We start from the raw sequence: 15,719 nt of genomic DNA, 5'->3' as shown, positions 1-15,719 counted from the left end.
CCACCAGTCTGCCGTCGGGATGTGTGTCGCCGATCTTCCAGTCGGTCGTCGCCCTGGTACAAGCCGAGGCTTCGACAATCTTCGTAGTGTGCGAAGCACCCACGTTTCAGGAGGACTCGATGAACGAACGGCACGACCACCGGCACGACAGGCGAGACCGGAACGGCCGCGTGGCCGTGATCACCGGCGCGGGAGGAGGCCTGGGTGTCCACATCGCGCACCGCTTCGCCGCCGACGGATACACCACCGTTCTGGTGGGGCGTACCGAATCGACCCTGCGCCGGGCCATCGAGAGCGGCCAGGGCGGAGGAGACATGCACGCGTGTGTCGGCGATGTCTCCGACCTGGCCGCCATCACCGCGCTCATGGACGGGGTCGCCGAGCGGTACGGGCATCTGGACGTCCTCGTCAACAATGCGGGGCTGGCTCGGCCGGGCACCGTGGAGAGCACGAGCGAGGACACCTATCGCGCCATGATGAGCGTGAACGTCGACGGTCTGTTCTTCGCTTCCCGCGCTGCCCTACCCCACCTGCGCGCGGTCGGTGGATGCATCGTCAACATCGGATCCGTCGGTGGCGTGGGTGGTGACTGGGCACAGGCCGCCTACAACGCGACCAAGGGAGCGGTGGTCAATCTGACCAACGCGATGGCTCTCGACCACGGCCGGGAGATCCGGGTCAACGCGGTCCATCCCGGCGTGACGACCAGCCACGAGGAGATCCGCGCGGCGCTCGCCGAAGGCACGTCACTACGCGACCGGTTCGACGACCGAGTGCCCATGGGCAGGCCCGGCGATCCCACCGAGGTGGCCGCTGTCGTAGCGTTCCTCTCCGGCTTCGGCGCTTCGTACGTCAACGGCGCGCACATCGCCGTCGACGGTGGCCTGACCGCGTCGAACGGCCAGACCGCTCTCTACCACTGACACACCACGACCGCGGCTGTCGACCCGGTCAGGGGAAGCTCGGTGTGGGCCGATGGCACGCCAGACCCATCAGCTGGCGGGCAGTGCGAGACACCTGCGTCGCGGGACTGCCGTGGGGTCTCTGACCAGCATCCTGGCCACGAACAAAAGTGACCGGTTTCGGTGGAATCCTGTCCGGATCGGCTGTGGACAGGGACCAATCGGTTCTATGAGACACAGCTGGATCTGGCCGGTGGTACTGGGCGTGATCGCGGCGGTGCTGGCAGGGGTCTGGATCCTGGCCCCGGGCGTTCCCCGGCCTGGGGTGGGGGTTGGATGGGCTGAACCAGACCTCAGGAATCGTCTCCCTGGAGGTGGCTGTGGCGACTCACGCGCGGCGGCTTGCACTCCCTGGCCGGCGCCCGCCACCTGGACCTGGACGTGTTGGACCCGGCGGACTCCCTGGCGCTGTTGGCCTTCGCCCTCAAGGCGGCCGACCCCCAGGACACGCGCGCTGACGACGTGGTGGAGCTGAGCAGGTTGTCCGAGTTGTGCGGGCACCTGCCGCTGGCGCTGGAGATCCGCCGGAGCCCAACTCGCCCGCAAGCCCCGCCTGTCCCCGAGCACACTCTCCGAGCGGCTGGTGAAGGCTGTCTCCCGGGTCGACAAACTCAAAGACCACGGTCCTCATGCCGAACCGACCCAGGTACTGCGGGCAGTTTTCGACACCTCCCGGGATCAGCTCACCCCCGAGGAGGTGCGGGTGTTCCTGCTCGTGACCGCCGCTCCGGGCCCGACCACCTCTACCGTCTCGGCCGCAGTACTCACCGGCTCGGTGGGCGACGAGGTTCAGGAGCTGTTGGAGGAGCTGCAGGCCGCGCACTTGCTCACCCAACCTGCCCACACCTGCCCACGACCTGCTTACCGACCACGCCACCACCTGCTTGGCTTCCAGGCGCTGTGAGAGCAGGTCAGCGACCATTGCGCCACCTGCTCTCAGCAGGGGTCGTCAGGCTGAAGGCCGCTTCGATGAATCCATCCATGCCCCCACTGTGGCCAGCCCAGAGGAGTCATCTCATGACCAGCCAGTCATGGATTCACCGATGTAGCGCACCGGCTCTGCCGTGAGTGACGGGAGGCGATCCCGGCATGCACCCACCACGTCCGGTCCGAATCCACTCACGCAAAGAACGCGCAACTCCAAAGGCCCGATTGAATCCGGCACCGCCGACCCGGCCGCCAGCCACAGCGAAGTCCAGGCCACCCGCACCACCACTCAGGCACACAGACACCACGGACAGCCGAACCCGCCACTCGCGTTTCACACCGTCAAGAAGTCCACGATGGCCACAGAACCAACGAACACGATGAGCCCGCGCAACAAAGAAGAAGGCAGCCTCCTCCCCACGTGCGCGCCCACCAGCCCTCCCCCGATCGAACCGGCAGCGAGCGACAACACCACCATCCACTCGATCGCCTCGGGCGCCACCACCACGAACGTGATCGCGGCAACAGCGTTCACCACCGCCACCAGAAGGTTTTTCAATCCGTTGAGAGACTGGAGCGACTCCTGGGCAAGCAATCCCATGGCCCCCATGATCAAAATGCCCTGCGCCGCACCGAAGTAGCCCCCGTAGGCGCCGAGCAGCAAGACCACCACACAGATCATCACGCGCCGAGGACCGCCGGTCTCGGCACCCGCCAAAGCGCGCGCGGCAACTCCTCGCTGAACCAAGGGCCCAACCACCACCATGACCAGGCCCAGAGCGATCAGGAAGGGCACCACAACCGTGAACGCCCGGGGCGGAAGGACCAGAAGCGCCAAGGCCCCGATCACACCTCCCACCAACGAAACGGGCAGGAGCAGTCGTGCGAAGGGTCCCTGCGCACGGAGTTCACGACGATAGCCATAGGTTCCGGCGAGACTGCCTCCGACAAGACCGACCGTGTTGGAGATGTTCGCGACCAACGGCGGGTACCCCAACAGGATCAGGACAGGAAACGTGATCAGCGTTCCTGAGCCGACCACGGCGTTGATCATCCCAGCGAGAAATCCAGCCCCGATGATGGCCGCCCAATGCATCCACACCAGTTCCATCTACCCTCCCCCAACGCTGGGAAGGAAAGACCCGTCTTCGCTGGTCCCTGCACTTTCTCCATGCCCGACGGTAGGAAGGTGCCCTTGTCCCGGCACGTGCCCAGGGCGCTCTCGTGTCATCGCCCTGCCTCGCGCGTCCAGGGTCCTTCGAGGGCCACACGGGTCGCCTCGTCCTTGTCACCGTCTTCCAGCAGCCACACGATGACATGGAGCTGCTGACGATAGGCACGTTCCAAAGACCGTCTCGTCCAGGGGTGCCACACTGCCCTTGGCCCGTGCCTTTCGAGCAAGCGATCCCACCTTCGCGACCACCACCGCACCCCCTCACCTATGATCACCACGATCGCACCCGCCCTTGGTTCGAAACTCTCCGTGTGGACAACTCACGGGCGATTCTCATCTGCGGGTAGTGCTCTGCGCATCGCGATCTGACGAAGGAGGCTTCCGGGAAGATGAAGGCGAGATCCACGGGGACGGTGGACCTGCGCGACCTCGCGCTGTTCGTGGACGTGGTCGACATGGGCTCCATCACAGCGGGTGCTCAGCGCCGCGATCTGTCGCTCTCCGCGGCCAGCGTCCGCATCAGCACGCTCGAACGCCACTTCGGCCTGCGATTGCTCGATCGCGGCGGAGGAGGTGTGTCACCGACACCAGCCGGAGAACTCCTGACCACCAGAGGGCGCAGCCTACTCGAGCAGGCCCGAGATCTGGAGTCGAGCATGAGTGCTCACGCCCATGGCCTGAAGAGCAAGGTCAGGCTGGCGACCAACAGTTCGGCCGCCGATGCCCTCACAGAGTTCGTCGCCTCAACCCTGAACCGGCTGCCCGGCGTCGCGGTCACCATGACCGAGCTGAGCAGCGAGGCCGCTTTCGAGCACGTCCGCGACGATCTCGCCGACATCGCCGTCATCTCCTTGTCCCCCCTGTCCGCATCGGCGTCCTACCGGACGCACCCGCTGTGGGACGACCACCTCGTGGTCATCGGTCCGCCCACGGCAGCTCCCCGTAGCCCGCTTCGATTGACCGACCTGTTGGAGGGCCCTCTCATCGGTCTCCTTGAGGGCAACCCCTTACAGGACCTCATCGACCGGCACGCGCGCGAACTAGGGATCGAACCGGCTTATCGGGTCCGTTTGCCCTCACTCGCCGCCGTGTGCGCCGTGGCCGGCACAGGTGCGGGGCGGGCAGTGGTTCCGCGCGGGGCCGTGCAACGCCACGCCGTACCGCTTGCGGCCGTGGACGTATTGGCGGAGCCCTGGGCTGAGCGACAGGCCACGCTGGTCACCAAGGACCTCGCTACCACTGACAAGAGCATAGGCGCGTTCGTCGATCTGCTGCTCGACCATCGCGTGGCCGTGAATGCCGAGGACCAGGATGAGCAGGCAGAATCATGAACCCTGGCCCACTGCTGAAAGTCCGTCCCCATGACCATCGGATGCTTCGCCCGCTTGCGTGCTCCGTTCGTGCTCCGCAGTTGTGGACCGGCACGTCAGCGAGCGGCACGACGTGGCACAGGACGGCATCCTGATTCGGATGGTGTGGGACGCAACGGCACGAAGTGACACGTGACGGCACGCAACCAGGGCACTTCTCATCCGATGGTCCTTGCGGCCAGAGGGCATGCCGCAGCGCAGGGGACGGCTGCTGTTCAGAGGCGGGCCCGACCGCTTCCCCAAAAGGCTCAGGGCATGGAGATGTGTAAGTCCCGTGGCGGTTTCTCTTCATGGCCCTCAGGTCATCGGACCACGGAGCGGGGTCGTGCTCCCGGGGCGCGGGAGCACGGCCCCCGGGTCAGACCTGGTCGAGGAAGCCGCCGTCGACGACCAGGTTCTGGCCGGTGACGTAGGTGGCGGCGGGGCTGGCCAGGAAGGCGACCGAGCGGGCCACCTCCTCCGGGCGGCCCAGGCGGCCGTAGGGGACGCGTTCGCGGACGCTCTCGTAGAAGTCCGGGTCGCTGCCTCGGCGCCGCTCCCAGCCGCCGCCGGGGAACTCGGTGGGGCCCGGCGAGACCGTGTTGACCCGTACGCCGTCGGGCGCCCACTCACGGGCGAGCGAGGACGCGTGGTGGTTCAGGGCCGCCTTGACGGCACCGTAGGAGCGGGCGCCGGCGGGAGTGGTGACGTGCAGCGCCGAGGTGGTGGAGACCAGGACGACCGAGCCGCGCTCGGAGCCGATCAGGTAGGGCCTCGCCGCCTCCGTGAGGCGCACGAACGGCATGAGGTCCGCGTTGAACCCCCGCTCCCACTGGTCCGGGGTGGGCGCGCTGCCACCGGACACGTTGGACACCAGGACGTCCAGGCCGCCGAGCTCGGAGGCGGCGTCGTTCACGAAGGACGGAAGCGCGATGTGGTCGGTGACGTCCAGGGAGCGCGTGAAGACCTTCGCCCCCGCGTCGGAGAGCTCCCTCGCGGTCTGGCCCAGCGCTTCGGCCCCGCGGGCGCAGATCGCCAGGTCGGCGCCCTCCTGGGCGAACACCTGGGCGATGGCGCGGCCGATCCCCCTGCTGGCACCGGTCACCACGACCCGCGCCCCCGACAGTCCCAGATCCATACCGTCCGCCTTCCGAAACGACACCGTGCCGCGGGGCAGATGGTACCGGTGCCGCGAACACACGTGTGGGCGGCGCCCCGGTCGGGGTGCCGCCCACACACGGATCAGGCTCCCGTGGAGTGGAACCCGCCGTCGACGTGCACGATCTCGCCGGTGGTCGCCGGGAACCAGTCCGACAGCAGGGCCACGACCGCCTTGGCGGCGGGCTCGGGGTCGCTGACGTCCCAACCCAGGGGCGCCCGCTCGGGCCAGTGCCTGGCCAGCTCCTCGAAGCCGGGGATGCTGCGGGCGGCCATGGTGCTCAGCGGACCGGCGGAGACCAGGTTGACCCGGATGTTCCGGTCGCCCACGTAGCGGGCCAGGTAGCGCGCGGTGGAGGTCAGCGCGGACTTGGCCACGCCCATCCAGTCGTAGATGGGGTAGGAGACGCTGTTGTCGAAGTCCAGGGCGACGACGGATCCGCCCCGGTCCATGAGGGGCAGGAGCGCGGTGGTGAGCGACTTCAGCGAGAACGTGGACGTGTGCATCGCCTGGGCGACGTCGTCCCACTCGGTGTTGAGGAAGTTGCCGCCCAGCGCACCCTGCGGGGTGAAGCCGATGGAGTGCACGATGCCGTCGAGGCCGTCAACGTGCTCCCCGACGCGTTCGGCCAGGCTCGCCAGGTGCTGGTCGTCGGTGACGTCCAGTTCCAGGACGGGCGGCGTCTCGGGCAGGCGCTTGGCGATGCGCTGCACCAGGCCCATCCGGCCGTAGCCGGTGAGCACGACCGTCGCGCCCTGTTCCTGGGCGAGTCGGGCGACGTGGAAGCCGATGGAGGAGTCGGTGAGCACACCGGTGACGAGGATGCGCTTGCCTTCGAGGATTCCCATGGTGGTCCGTCCTGTTCTTCGGGGATCAGTGGCCCATGCCGAGGCCGCCGTCGACGGGGATCACGGCGCCCGTGACGTAGCCGCCGCCGGGGCCGGTGAGGAATCCGACGGTCTTGGCGATGTCCTCCGAGGAGCCGAGGCGGCCCAACGGGACGTTCTTCTTGATCTCGGCCTGGCGGTCGTCGCTGAGGGCCGCGGTCATGTCGGTCTCGATGAAGCCGGGGGCGACGACGTTCACGGTGATGTTGCGCGAACCCAGTTCGCGGGCGAGGGAGCGCCCGAAGCCGACCAGCCCGGCCTTGGAGGCGGCGTAGTTGGCCTGCCCGCCGGAGCCCAGCAGGCCCACGACGGAGGAGATCAGGACGATGCGGCCGAAGCGCTTGCGCATCATGCCGCGCACCGCGCGCTTGGCCACCCGGAAGGAACCGGTGAGGTTGGTGTCCAGGACGGAGGAGAAGTCGTCCTCGCTCATGAGGGCGAGGAGCTGGTCCTTGGTGACCCCGGCGTTGGCGACGAGCACCTCGACGGGGCCCTGGGCGTCCTCGACCTCCTTGAAGGCGGCGTCGACCTGCGCGGAGTCGGTGATGTCGCAGCGCACGCCGAGCAGGCCCTCCGGGGGTTCACCGGAACGGTAGGTGACCGCCACGTTGTCCCCACCTGCCGCGAGCTCACGGGCGATGGCCAGACCGATCCCTCGGTTACCACCGGTGACCAGTACTGAGCGCGACATAGGGGCTCCTCTTCTCTGCGGCTTGTGGTGAACAGCCACGATGTGTTGTTCCGGGTGCGGATCGCCTTGCAGGTTACCGAGCTACCGGCCGGTAGACGCAACCGAGGCGGGGCAGGGGACCACTCCGGACGATCCGGACGATCCCGTACGGCGTGGAGTGCCCGGTGGCGGGGCGATGGAAGGGTCGGGGTGAACCCGGTCACGCCCATCCCGCGTCGTGCGCGAGGATGGCGGCCTGCACCCGGTTGGACATCTCCAGCTTGGCGAGGATGCGGCTCACGTGCGCCTTGACCGTGGTCTCCCGCATGTCCAGGGCACGGCCGACCTCGGCGTTGGACTTGCCCTCGGCCACCGCGACGAGTACCTGCCGCTCCCGTTCGCTGAGCACCGAGAGCCTGTCCAGGGCCTCGGTGCGGCCCGCCGCGGAGTCGGCGGGGGCGGGCGAGGCGAAGCGTTCGAGCATGCGCTTGGTGACGCTGGGCGCGAGCATCGCGTGGCCCTCGTACACGGTGCGCACGGCGTTGATCAGCTCACGGGGCGGGGTGTCCTTGAGCAGGAACCCGACCGCCCCGGCCCGGAGCGCGGCGTGCACGTACTCGTCGAGGTCGAAGGTGGTGAGCAGGACGACCCGGGGCGGCCGGGGCAGCGTGCTCAGCCGCGCGGCGGCGGCCAGACCGTCGGTGCCGGGCATACGGATGTCCAGCAGCACGACGTCCGGGCCGAGTTCCTCGGCCAGGCTGACGGCCTCCTCGCCGTCGCTTCCCTCACCGACCACCTCGATCCCGGGGTCGGCCTCCAGGATCATCCGCAGGCCGGACCTGACCAGGAGTTCGTCATCGACCAGGAGCGTGCGGATCACCGTCGGTGGCCTCTTCCTCGACTTCGGTGTTCGGATCGGGGGCCGTGTCCTCCCCCAGGGGCAAGATAGCGCGCAATCGCCATCCTCCGTCCGGGCACACCCCCGAGCTGAGCTCTCCCCCGGCCAGGACCACGCGCTCGCGGAGCCCGGTCAGGCCGAACCCGCTGCGCGGCGGGGCGTGGACGGGGGCGCCGACCGGGTCGTTGGCCACCTCCACCTCCAGCTGGCGCTCGCCGTGGTGCAGCCACACCTCGACGGGGGCACCGGTGGCGTGCTTGGCGGCGTTGGTCAGCCCCTCCTGGACGATCCGGAAGGCGGTGCGCTGGACCGCGACCGGCATCGGGCGGACCCGGCCGCTCTCCTCCCGGCTCACCCGCATCCCGGCCCCGCGCCACTCGGTGATCAGGCGGTCGAGGTCGCCCAGGACGGGTTGGGGGGCGGTGGGCGCGGTGTCGGTGTCCCCGTCACGCAGCACCCCGAGGATGCCGCGCAGCTCCGAGAGGGCCTCGCGCCCGGTGGTGCGGATGAGCCCGGCGGCCTCGACGGTGCGTTCGTCGGTGGCCGAGACCTCCAGCCCTCCCGCGTGCAGGACCATGAGGCTGACCCGGTGGGCGACGACGTCGTGCATCTCCCGGGCGATGCGGGTCCGTTCGGCGCCGATGGCCTGCTCCGCCATCATGTGCTGCTCGCGTTCGAGTCGTTCGGCCCGCTCGTGGAGGCGGTCGACCAGCTGCCGCCTCGTACCGATCCACAGCCCGGCGATGACCGGAACGACCAGGTAGAACACGGCCAGGATGACGTAGGCGACCGGGGTGGAGTAGTAGAGGACCCCGAGGGTCAGGAGGGAGAGCGCGAACCACATGGCGAGGGGCCGGCGGTCGCTGAAGTGCGCCGGGTAGGAGTACAGGCCCACCATGAGCGGGATCGGGTTCCCGTACAGGAACAGCATGAGCAGCCCGGTGACCAGCAGCCAGGAGGGCTTGCTGCGCCGCCAGAGCATCGTCACGGAGGCCAGCGTCCCGGGCAGGGCGTAGGCCAGGAGACCCACGGCGAAGACGGCCGCGGGGCTGTCGATCAGGACGATCCCCATCGCGAAGGGCGTGGTCAGCAGCCCCGGGCCGGTGGTGGTTCCGGCGAGCATCATCAGCCCGCTGAACGGCAGGGTGAAGACGGCGTAGCACCAGTCGGCCAGGCGCAGCCGTCGCTTCCACCACCAGTTCCAGTTGTGGCTCAACAGGGCACTGAAGTCCCGCAGGCGATCCCGCAACCACGTTTTCATCCGCCAGAGTCTACGGTGGCGCTCCCGGCGGGGGTCGTCCGTTCGACCGACCCGGAGCGTCGGGGGTCCCATAGTAGATTCACCGCCATATACGCAGCTCAGACCCGATTTCCGTTGAGGTGGGCCGTTCCTCCCCAGGACGGACCCCCTACGAAAGTCGGGGGTGGAACCTGACGAAGGAGTCGCGAACCCGCTCGGTGTCATGCCTTTGGCCGGTACGAGGTTCAGCCCCGAGACCGAGGTGTCGGGGGTCTTCCCGCACCTAGCGTGGAGACACACGCCGAGGAGCACGGTCCGTCCCGATCCGCCGGCATCCTCACCTTCCCGATCTCTGGAGTTGTTCTGTCGTGACCGAGTCCGCTGTGAAGCCCACGTCCCCGGTCCAAGCCCCGCCGGTGGTGGTGGCTCGGGGGCTCACCAAGATCTACGACACCGGCGGCAGCCAGGTGCACGCCCTCGCCGGTGTGGACGTGGAGTTCCACCGGGGCGCGTTCACCGCCATCATGGGCCCCTCCGGCTCGGGCAAGTCGACCCTGATGCACTGCCTGGCCGGGCTGGACGTGCCCACCTCCGGCACCGTGCACCTGGGCCGCACCCAGATCACCGGTATGCGCGACGGCGACCTCACCCTGCTGCGCCGCGACCGGATCGGCTTCATCTTCCAGTCGTTCAACCTGCTGCCGATGCTGACCGCCGAGCAGAACATCCTGCTCCCCTCGCAGATCGCCAAGCGCAAGGTCGACCAGGCCCGCTTCGACCACATCGTCGACGTCGTGGGGCTGCGCGACCGGCTGAACCACCTGCCCACCAAGCTCTCCGGCGGCCAGCAGCAGCGTGTGGCCGTGGCCCGAGCCCTGCTCAACGCCCCCGAGGTGGTCTACGCGGACGAGCCCACCGGCAACCTGGACTCCCGCTCGGGCGCCGAGGTCCTGGCGTTCCTGCGTGACTCGGCCAAGGACCTGAACCAGACCATCGTCATGGTGACCCACGACCCGGTCGCGGCCTCCTACGCCGACCGCGTGGTGTTCCTGCGAGACGGCAGCCTGGTGGACGAGGTGCACTCCCCGACCGCCGAGGTCGTCTCCGAGCGACTGCTGAAGCTGGAGGCCTGAGCTCCATGCTGCGCACCACACTCGCCGGGCTGAGACTCCACAAGTCCCGGTACGTCACCACCGTGCTGGCCATCCTGCTGGGTGTCATGTTCGTCTCGGGGACCCTGGTCTTCGCCGACACCCTCAAGGCCAGCTACGAGAAGTCCGTGATGGGGTCGGCCACCAGCGTCGACGCCATCGCCGTCCCCGAGGCGGAGGACGGCGTGGACGAGGACGGCTTCGCCCTGCAGCCGGTCCCCTTCGACGACGCGACGCTGGACGACATCCGCGCCCTCCCGCAGGTCTCCGAGGCGGACGGCCTGGTGAAGGGCGAGGCCGTACTCCTGGACGCCGAGGGCCGGGCGTTCGGCTTCGTGCCGCCCGCCGCCGTGGCGTTCGGTGAGACGACGCGGTTCTCCGCGAGCGAGGGAGAACTCCCCTCCGCCGACGACGAGATCGCCCTGGCCACGTCCACCGCGGACCAGACCGGTTTCGAGGTCGGTGACACCGTCACGGTGCTCGACCCCGAACAGGAGAAGCGCGAGTTCACCGTCACCGGCCTGGTCAACTTCGGTGTCGACCCCGGTTACAGCTTCGGCGGCGCGCTCGTCTTCCCGCCGGACACCATCCAGGAGATGACCGGTGCCACCGGTTACTCCGAGGTCAACGTGCGGGCCGCCGAGGACACGTCCCCGGGCGAGGCCGCCACGGCGGTCGCCGAGGTGACCGGTACCGACGTCCAGACCGGTGCCGAGTTCGGTGAGGAGATGGCCGAGAGCGCGGGCGCGCAGACCGAGATGCTGCGGATCGCGCTGCTGCTCTTCGGTGTCATCGCGATGTTCGTCGCCGGGATCGTCATCTACAACACCTTCGCGATCCTCATCGCGCAGCGTCAGCGCGAGCTCGCCCTGCTGCGCTGCGTGGGCGCCAAGCGCGGCCAGGTCTTCCGTTCCGTGCTGGGCGAGTCGTTCGTGGTCGGGCTCGTCGCCTCCGCGCTCGGCGTGCTCGCCGGTGTGGGCGTGGGCGCGCTCGGTGCCAGGTTCGGCGGCCAGCTGGTGGAATCCGACGTCACGGCCACCGTGGTCGTCAGCCCCACAGCGGTGATCGTGGGGCTGCTGGTCGGCACCCTGATGACCGTGTTCTCCGCGCTGGTCCCGGCCACCCGCGCCACCCGTGTGGCACCGCTGACGGCACTGCGCACCAGCGCCACCGCCTCGGGTCTGGAGAAGGGGACCGGCTGGGTGCGCGTGGTGTTCGGCCTGCTGGCCTTCGGCGCCTCCGCCGCCCTGGTGGTGCTGAGCCGGTCGATGAATCAGGACCCGAACAGCCTGTTCGTCGTGACCGGAGCGGCCCTGATCGCCTTCGTGGGCGTGGTCGTCCTCGGCCCGCTGCTGGTGCGCGGGATCGTGAAGGTGGTCGGTGTCCCGCTGCGCCGCGTGGGCGTGCCCAGCATGCTGGCGGTGGACAACTCCACCCGGAGCCCCCGCCGTGCCGCGACCGCGATGATCGCCCTCACGGTGGGCGCCACGCTCATCACCGGCTACTCGGTGATCAGCTCCTCGTTCGAGACCACCCTGACCGAGCAGCTGGACGAGCAGTTCCCGGTCGACTACCAGATCAGTGCCCAGTACGCGCCGGAGGGACCGAACACCGCCGCTCCGGAGGAGGGTGCCGAGGAGGGCGCTGCCGAGGAGGGTGAACTCTCGGAGGCCTCCCTGGAGGAGGGCGCCCCGGAGGAGGGTGCTCCCGAGGAGGGTGCTCCCGAGGAGGGTGCGCCCGAGGACGCCGCCCCGGAGGAGGGTGCGCCCGAGGACGCCGCCCCGGAGGAGGGTGCGCCCGAGGACGCCGCCGTCGAGGAGACCGTCGCGGAGGACGCGCCCGTCGACGAGGCGAGCGGTGACCCCCTCGTCCCGAGCGAGGTCCAGGAGGAGCTGGCCGCGAGCCCGCTGCTGGACAAGGTGATGTCCGAGCGCTCCACCTACCTGGAGGACGAGTCCTCTCCCGGGTCGATGGCTCTGCCGGTGACCGCGTTCTACGGCGCCGAGGTGGGCACCGACATCAAGGGCGAGGTGGTCGAGGGTGACCCGACCGACCTGGAGGCAGGCAGGGTGGTCCTGTCCCAGAACTACGCGGAGGGCGTGGATGCCGGTGACACCTTCACCGTCCCCGCGCCGAGTGGGGACCTCGACCTGGAGGTCGCCGCGGTCGTCGCGGACGACGCCTCCTTCTGGGGCGCGATCATCTCGCCCGAGGACTTCTCGGCGGCCTTCCCCGAGATCACGGAGAGCCGCTACCTGCACCTCCGTGCCGCTGACGGGGCCGACCCGGCCGAGGTGCGCGAGGCCGTCTACACGGCGGTCGACGAGTACCCGATGGTCCAGGTCATGTCGGTCGCGGAGATGAAGAACCAGTTCTCCGAGATGATGGACATCGCGTTCTACACGATCGCGGCGATGCTGGGCCTGGCGATCATCATCGCGGTGTTCGGCATCTCCAACACGATGGCGCTGTCGGTCCTGGAGCGCACCCGGGAGTCCGCGCTGCTGCGGGCGCTGGGTCTGGCCAAGGGCCAGCTGCGCCGGATGCTGAGCGTCGAGGCCGTGCTGCTGTGCCTGATCGGCGCGGGGATCGGCATCTCGCTGGGCGTGCTGTTCGGCTGGGCCGCCGGTGCCGCGGTCCTGCCGGGCCTGGTCTTCAGCATCCCGACCGTCCAGATCGCGGTCTTCATCGCGATCGCGGTCCTGGCCGGTCTGCTGGCCGCCGTGCTGCCCGCCCGCCGGGCCGCCGGGACCTCGATCACCGGAGCGCTCGCCAGCGAGTAGCCCCCGGTCAAAACCGAACAGGACGACGGAAAGTCGGCGCGGACCCCCACCCACGGGCGGGGGTCCGCTCCTATGGTGTCGGTAGTCCTCGGGAGGGGTGTCGTATGAGTGGTTCGGCCTCGGTGCCGGTCGCCGGGCAGGTCGTGTGGGGAACCCCGGCGGCGCGGTGGATGCTGACCGCCACGGTCCTGGGTTCGGGGATGGCCTTCCTGGACTCCACGGTGGTGACGGTGGCGCTGCCCGCCATCCAGGGCGACCTGGACACGGGTCTGGCCGGTCTCCAGTGGATCGTCAACGGCTACATGGTCACGCTGTCCGCGCTGATCCTGCTCAGCGGCTCCCTCTCCGACCGGTTCGGCCGGGTGCGGCTGTTCATGGTGGGCGTGGCGGTCTTCGCCCTGGCCTCGGCGCTGTGCACGTTCGCGCCGACCCTGGAGTGGCTGGTGGCCGGGCGGGTGATCCAGGGAGTGGGCGGAGCGCTGCTCACCCCGGGGAGCCTGGCCATCCTCCAGGCGGGGTTCCGCGAGCAGGACCGGGCACGGGCGATCGGCGCGTGGTCGGGGCTGACCGGTGTGGCCTCGGCGGTGGGCCCCTTCGTGGGCGGCTGGCTGGTGCAGATCGGTGACTGGCGGCTGATCTTCCTCATCAACCTGCCGATCGCGGTCGTGGTGCTGCTGATCGCCTGGTTCCGGGTGCCCGAGTCCCGGGACACCTCCGACGTGGGGCGCCTCGACTACGGCGGCGCGCTGCTGGGCGTGGTGGCGCTGGCCGGGATCACCTACGCGCTGATCCAGTGGGGCGCGGTGGGAGCCACCCCGGCGGTGTGGACCGGCGTGGCCGTGGGCGTGCTGGCGCTGGCCGCCTTCCTGTTCACGGAGGCACGCGGTACCTCCCCCATGCTGCCGTTGGGCATCTTCCGGTCGTTGCCGTTCAGCGTGACCAACGGGGCAACGGTGCTCATCTACGGGTCGCTGGGGCCACTGCTGTTCCTGATGGTGATCTATCTCCAGGAGGTGGCGGGCTACTCCCCGATCGCGGCCGGGGCCGCCTCCCTGCCGATCACCGTGCTGATGCTCCTGTTGTCCGCGCGCTCGGGGAAGCTCGCCGCCCGGATCGGCCCCCGGATCCAGCTGGTGCTCGGCCCCCTGCTGCTGGCCGCCGGGTTCGTGACACTGTCCCGGATGGACGGCGACGCCCCGTACCTGACCGGGGTGCTGCCGGGGGTCCTGCTGGTGGCGCTGGGTCTGTCGACGACCGTGGCACCGCTGACCGCGACGGTGCTCGCCTCGGTCCCGGAGCGGCACGCGGGTCTGGCCTCGGGGGTGAACAACACGTTCGCCCGGGGCGCGCAGCTGATCGGTGTGGCGGCGGTGCCGGTGCTGGCGGGGATCGGTGGTTCGGGCGGTGGGGGCTCGGCGGGCGGGCACTCGGCGTCCCTCGCTGAGGGGTTCGGTACGGCCATGCTGATCCTCGCGGGTCTGTGCGTCCTGGCTTCACTGTGCGCCCTGGTGCTGCCGCGCGGCCGGATGCCCGAGGCCTCCGAGGCCGCCGACCGGGGATCGCTCCCCGAGGAGACCAGTGCGGTCGAACCGCTCGGTGAGGAGCAGCCGATGCGGTTCTGTGGGGTGACCGGTCCCCCGCTGCGCTCCTGCCCGGGGTCGACCGCCGGGAGCGGGGCCGAACACGCGAGCGACTGAGGGGGTCAGCTCCCGTACCCCTCCGGGGGGTGGTCGTTGACGGCGTTGGGGTCCGAGACCACGCTCAGCGCCTGCTCCTCGGCGCTGGGGTCGTCGCCCCAGCGCTGTCTGGGAACGGCGCCGCCCAGCCGTTCGGCCCGCACGCCCTCGGAGATCCCGAGGCTGCCTCGGCTGTCGTCGTCCTCGAAGTCGTAGCTGAGGATGTTGTGGTCGGGGTCGAGGACCCGCTCTCGTTGGGCGACCTCGGTCGCCTGTGGGTCGTCTCCCAGGTCCAGGTCCACTTCGTAGGGCTGCTCGGTCACGGTGTCCGCCTCCTTACCTGAGTTCTTCCCCGCTTTGACCTTCGAGATCACTTCTCTCCCCCGTCCCTGTGGACGACTTCGCGTGGGCGCGCGCGAGCCCCGGGCGCACGACGGCGCCCGGGGCTCGGCGGATGTTCCACGGTCGGGCCTCGGAGAGCGCGTTCTCCGAGGACGTCGCTCCGGTCAGGTCTGGTCGGGCTCGTCCACCTCGTGGACGGCCTCGGACTCCGCTCCGGGGTCGTCGAGGTCGAAGTCCTCACGCGGGATGACGTCGTCGCGTTCCTCCCGGACCTCCTCGTCGATACCGCGTTCGGTGGCGGCGCTCTCGTCCTCGAAGGTGTAGCCGTAGACCGGTGCGTCCGGGTTCTGGCGGCTCTCGGCCTCGGCGATCTCGCTCTCCTGGGGGTCCTCCCCCATGTCGGCGTCCACGTCGTAGGGCTGTTCGGACATGTGTCCCCCTTGCTCACCGTCCAGTTACCCGCATGATCGCAGTTCGGGGGTGATCGGTGAAGGGGGACAC

14 protein-coding genes are annotated in these 15,719 nt (G+C 69.5%); 6 read left to right on the top strand and 8 right to left on the bottom strand.

What is annotated here, in order from left to right; all coding sequences use genetic code 11:
* Nucleotides 1–23: 23 nt before the first annotated feature.
* Both budC and AC0VYL_RS11295 read left to right on the top strand, forming a co-directional pair.
* Nucleotides 24–923 carry a meso-2,3-butanediol dehydrogenase gene (gene budC / locus AC0VYL_RS11300; RefSeq protein ID WP_475483083.1) on the top strand — a complete coding sequence of 300 codons (900 nt, stop codon included), beginning with the start codon at nt 24–26 and terminating at the stop codon, nt 921–923.
* A 622-nt stretch (nt 924–1,545) separates the two neighbouring features.
* A complete protein-coding gene (locus AC0VYL_RS11295) occupies nt 1,546–1,866 on the top strand; it encodes a hypothetical protein (protein ID WP_475483082.1) in 321 nt (106 codons plus the stop codon).
* A 357-nt stretch (nt 1,867–2,223) separates the two neighbouring features.
* On the opposite strand, the gene AC0VYL_RS11290 is transcribed toward AC0VYL_RS11295, so the two are convergent.
* Entirely contained in the window at nt 2,224–3,000 is a 777-nt protein-coding gene (locus AC0VYL_RS11290; RefSeq protein WP_475483081.1) for a sulfite exporter TauE/SafE family protein, read from the bottom strand.
* A gap of 452 nt (nt 3,001–3,452) precedes the next feature.
* Between AC0VYL_RS11290 and AC0VYL_RS11285 the strand changes: the two genes are divergently transcribed.
* Nucleotides 3,453–4,394, top strand: coding sequence for a LysR family transcriptional regulator (locus AC0VYL_RS11285; RefSeq protein WP_475483080.1), 942 nt, complete (start codon nt 3,453–3,455; stop codon nt 4,392–4,394).
* Between the two features lie 397 nt (nt 4,395–4,791).
* Here the strand turns inward: AC0VYL_RS11285 and AC0VYL_RS11280 are convergent, their stop codons facing one another.
* The 5 genes from AC0VYL_RS11280 to AC0VYL_RS11260 form a co-directional block, all read right to left on the bottom strand.
* Nucleotides 4,792–5,550 carry an SDR family NAD(P)-dependent oxidoreductase gene (locus AC0VYL_RS11280; protein WP_475462587.1) on the bottom strand — a complete coding sequence of 253 codons (759 nt, stop codon included), beginning with the start codon at nt 5,548–5,550 and terminating at the stop codon, nt 4,792–4,794.
* 104 nt (nt 5,551–5,654) lie between these two features.
* Entirely contained in the window at nt 5,655–6,419 is a 765-nt protein-coding gene (gene fabI, locus AC0VYL_RS11275) for an enoyl-ACP reductase FabI (RefSeq protein ID WP_378739683.1), read from the bottom strand.
* Nucleotides 6,420–6,444: 25 nt separating this feature from the next.
* Nucleotides 6,445–7,149: a 3-oxoacyl-ACP reductase FabG gene (fabG, locus tag AC0VYL_RS11270; protein WP_475462585.1), complete on the bottom strand. Its 705-nt coding sequence runs from the start codon at nt 7,147–7,149 to the stop codon at nt 6,445–6,447.
* A 199-nt stretch (nt 7,150–7,348) separates the two neighbouring features.
* Nucleotides 7,349–8,008, bottom strand: coding sequence for a response regulator (locus AC0VYL_RS11265; protein WP_475462584.1), 660 nt, complete (start codon nt 8,006–8,008; stop codon nt 7,349–7,351).
* Nucleotides 7,983–9,287, bottom strand: coding sequence for a sensor histidine kinase (locus tag AC0VYL_RS11260; protein WP_475483079.1), 1,305 nt, complete (start codon nt 9,285–9,287; stop codon nt 7,983–7,985). The genes AC0VYL_RS11265 and AC0VYL_RS11260 overlap by 26 nt, the downstream gene beginning before the upstream one ends.
* Before the next feature lie 347 nt (nt 9,288–9,634).
* Here AC0VYL_RS11260 and AC0VYL_RS11255 point away from each other — a divergent pair, with 347 nt between their 5' ends.
* The 3 genes from AC0VYL_RS11255 (at nt 9,635) to AC0VYL_RS11245 (ending at nt 14,897) form a co-directional block, all read left to right on the top strand.
* On the top strand, nt 9,635–10,399 hold the full coding sequence (locus tag AC0VYL_RS11255) for an ABC transporter ATP-binding protein (RefSeq protein ID WP_475462582.1): 765 nt from the start codon (nt 9,635–9,637) through the stop codon (nt 10,397–10,399).
* A 5-nt stretch (nt 10,400–10,404) separates the two neighbouring features.
* Nucleotides 10,405–13,200: an ABC transporter permease gene (locus tag AC0VYL_RS11250; RefSeq protein WP_475483078.1), complete on the top strand. Its 2,796-nt coding sequence runs from the start codon at nt 10,405–10,407 to the stop codon at nt 13,198–13,200.
* A gap of 104 nt (nt 13,201–13,304) precedes the next feature.
* On the top strand, nt 13,305–14,897 hold the full coding sequence (locus AC0VYL_RS11245; protein WP_475483077.1) for an MFS transporter: 1,593 nt from the start codon (nt 13,305–13,307) through the stop codon (nt 14,895–14,897).
* 5 nt (nt 14,898–14,902) lie between these two features.
* Here AC0VYL_RS11245 and AC0VYL_RS11240 read toward each other — a convergent pair whose 3' ends face one another.
* Nucleotides 14,903–15,199: a hypothetical protein gene (locus AC0VYL_RS11240; RefSeq protein ID WP_475462579.1), complete on the bottom strand. Its 297-nt coding sequence runs from the start codon at nt 15,197–15,199 to the stop codon at nt 14,903–14,905.
* 183 nt (nt 15,200–15,382) lie between these two features.
* The gene (locus AC0VYL_RS11235) at nt 15,383–15,649 is read right to left on the bottom strand and encodes a hypothetical protein (protein ID WP_475462578.1); all 267 of its coding nucleotides are present in this window, start codon (nt 15,647–15,649) and stop codon (nt 15,383–15,385) included.
* Nucleotides 15,650–15,719: the final 70 nt, after the last annotated feature.

The organism is Nocardiopsis sp. iso_238 (assembly GCF_056173325.1).
Note: the sequence above shows the minus strand (reverse complement) of the source record. Positions and strands in the feature narration are given on the sequence as shown.

Coding starts and splice junctions, on each gene's coding strand:
- AC0VYL_RS11290 (WP_475483081.1), bottom strand. CDS start 3,000: ATGGAACTGGTGTGGATGCATTGGGCGGCCATCATCGGGGCTGGATTT.
- AC0VYL_RS11285 (WP_475483080.1), top strand. CDS start 3,453: ATGAAGGCGAGATCCACGGGGACGGTGGACCTGCGCGACCTCGCGCTG.
- AC0VYL_RS11280 (WP_475462587.1), bottom strand. CDS start 5,550: ATGGATCTGGGACTGTCGGGGGCGCGGGTCGTGGTGACCGGTGCCAGC.
- fabI (WP_378739683.1), bottom strand. CDS start 6,419: ATGGGAATCCTCGAAGGCAAGCGCATCCTCGTCACCGGTGTGCTCACC.
- fabG (WP_475462585.1), bottom strand. CDS start 7,149: ATGTCGCGCTCAGTACTGGTCACCGGTGGTAACCGAGGGATCGGTCTG.
- AC0VYL_RS11260 (WP_475483079.1), bottom strand. CDS start 9,287: ATGAAAACGTGGTTGCGGGATCGCCTGCGGGACTTCAGTGCCCTGTTG.
- AC0VYL_RS11250 (WP_475483078.1), top strand. CDS start 10,405: ATGCTGCGCACCACACTCGCCGGGCTGAGACTCCACAAGTCCCGGTAC.
- AC0VYL_RS11245 (WP_475483077.1), top strand. CDS start 13,305: ATGAGTGGTTCGGCCTCGGTGCCGGTCGCCGGGCAGGTCGTGTGGGGA.
- AC0VYL_RS11235 (WP_475462578.1), bottom strand. CDS start 15,649: ATGTCCGAACAGCCCTACGACGTGGACGCCGACATGGGGGAGGACCCC.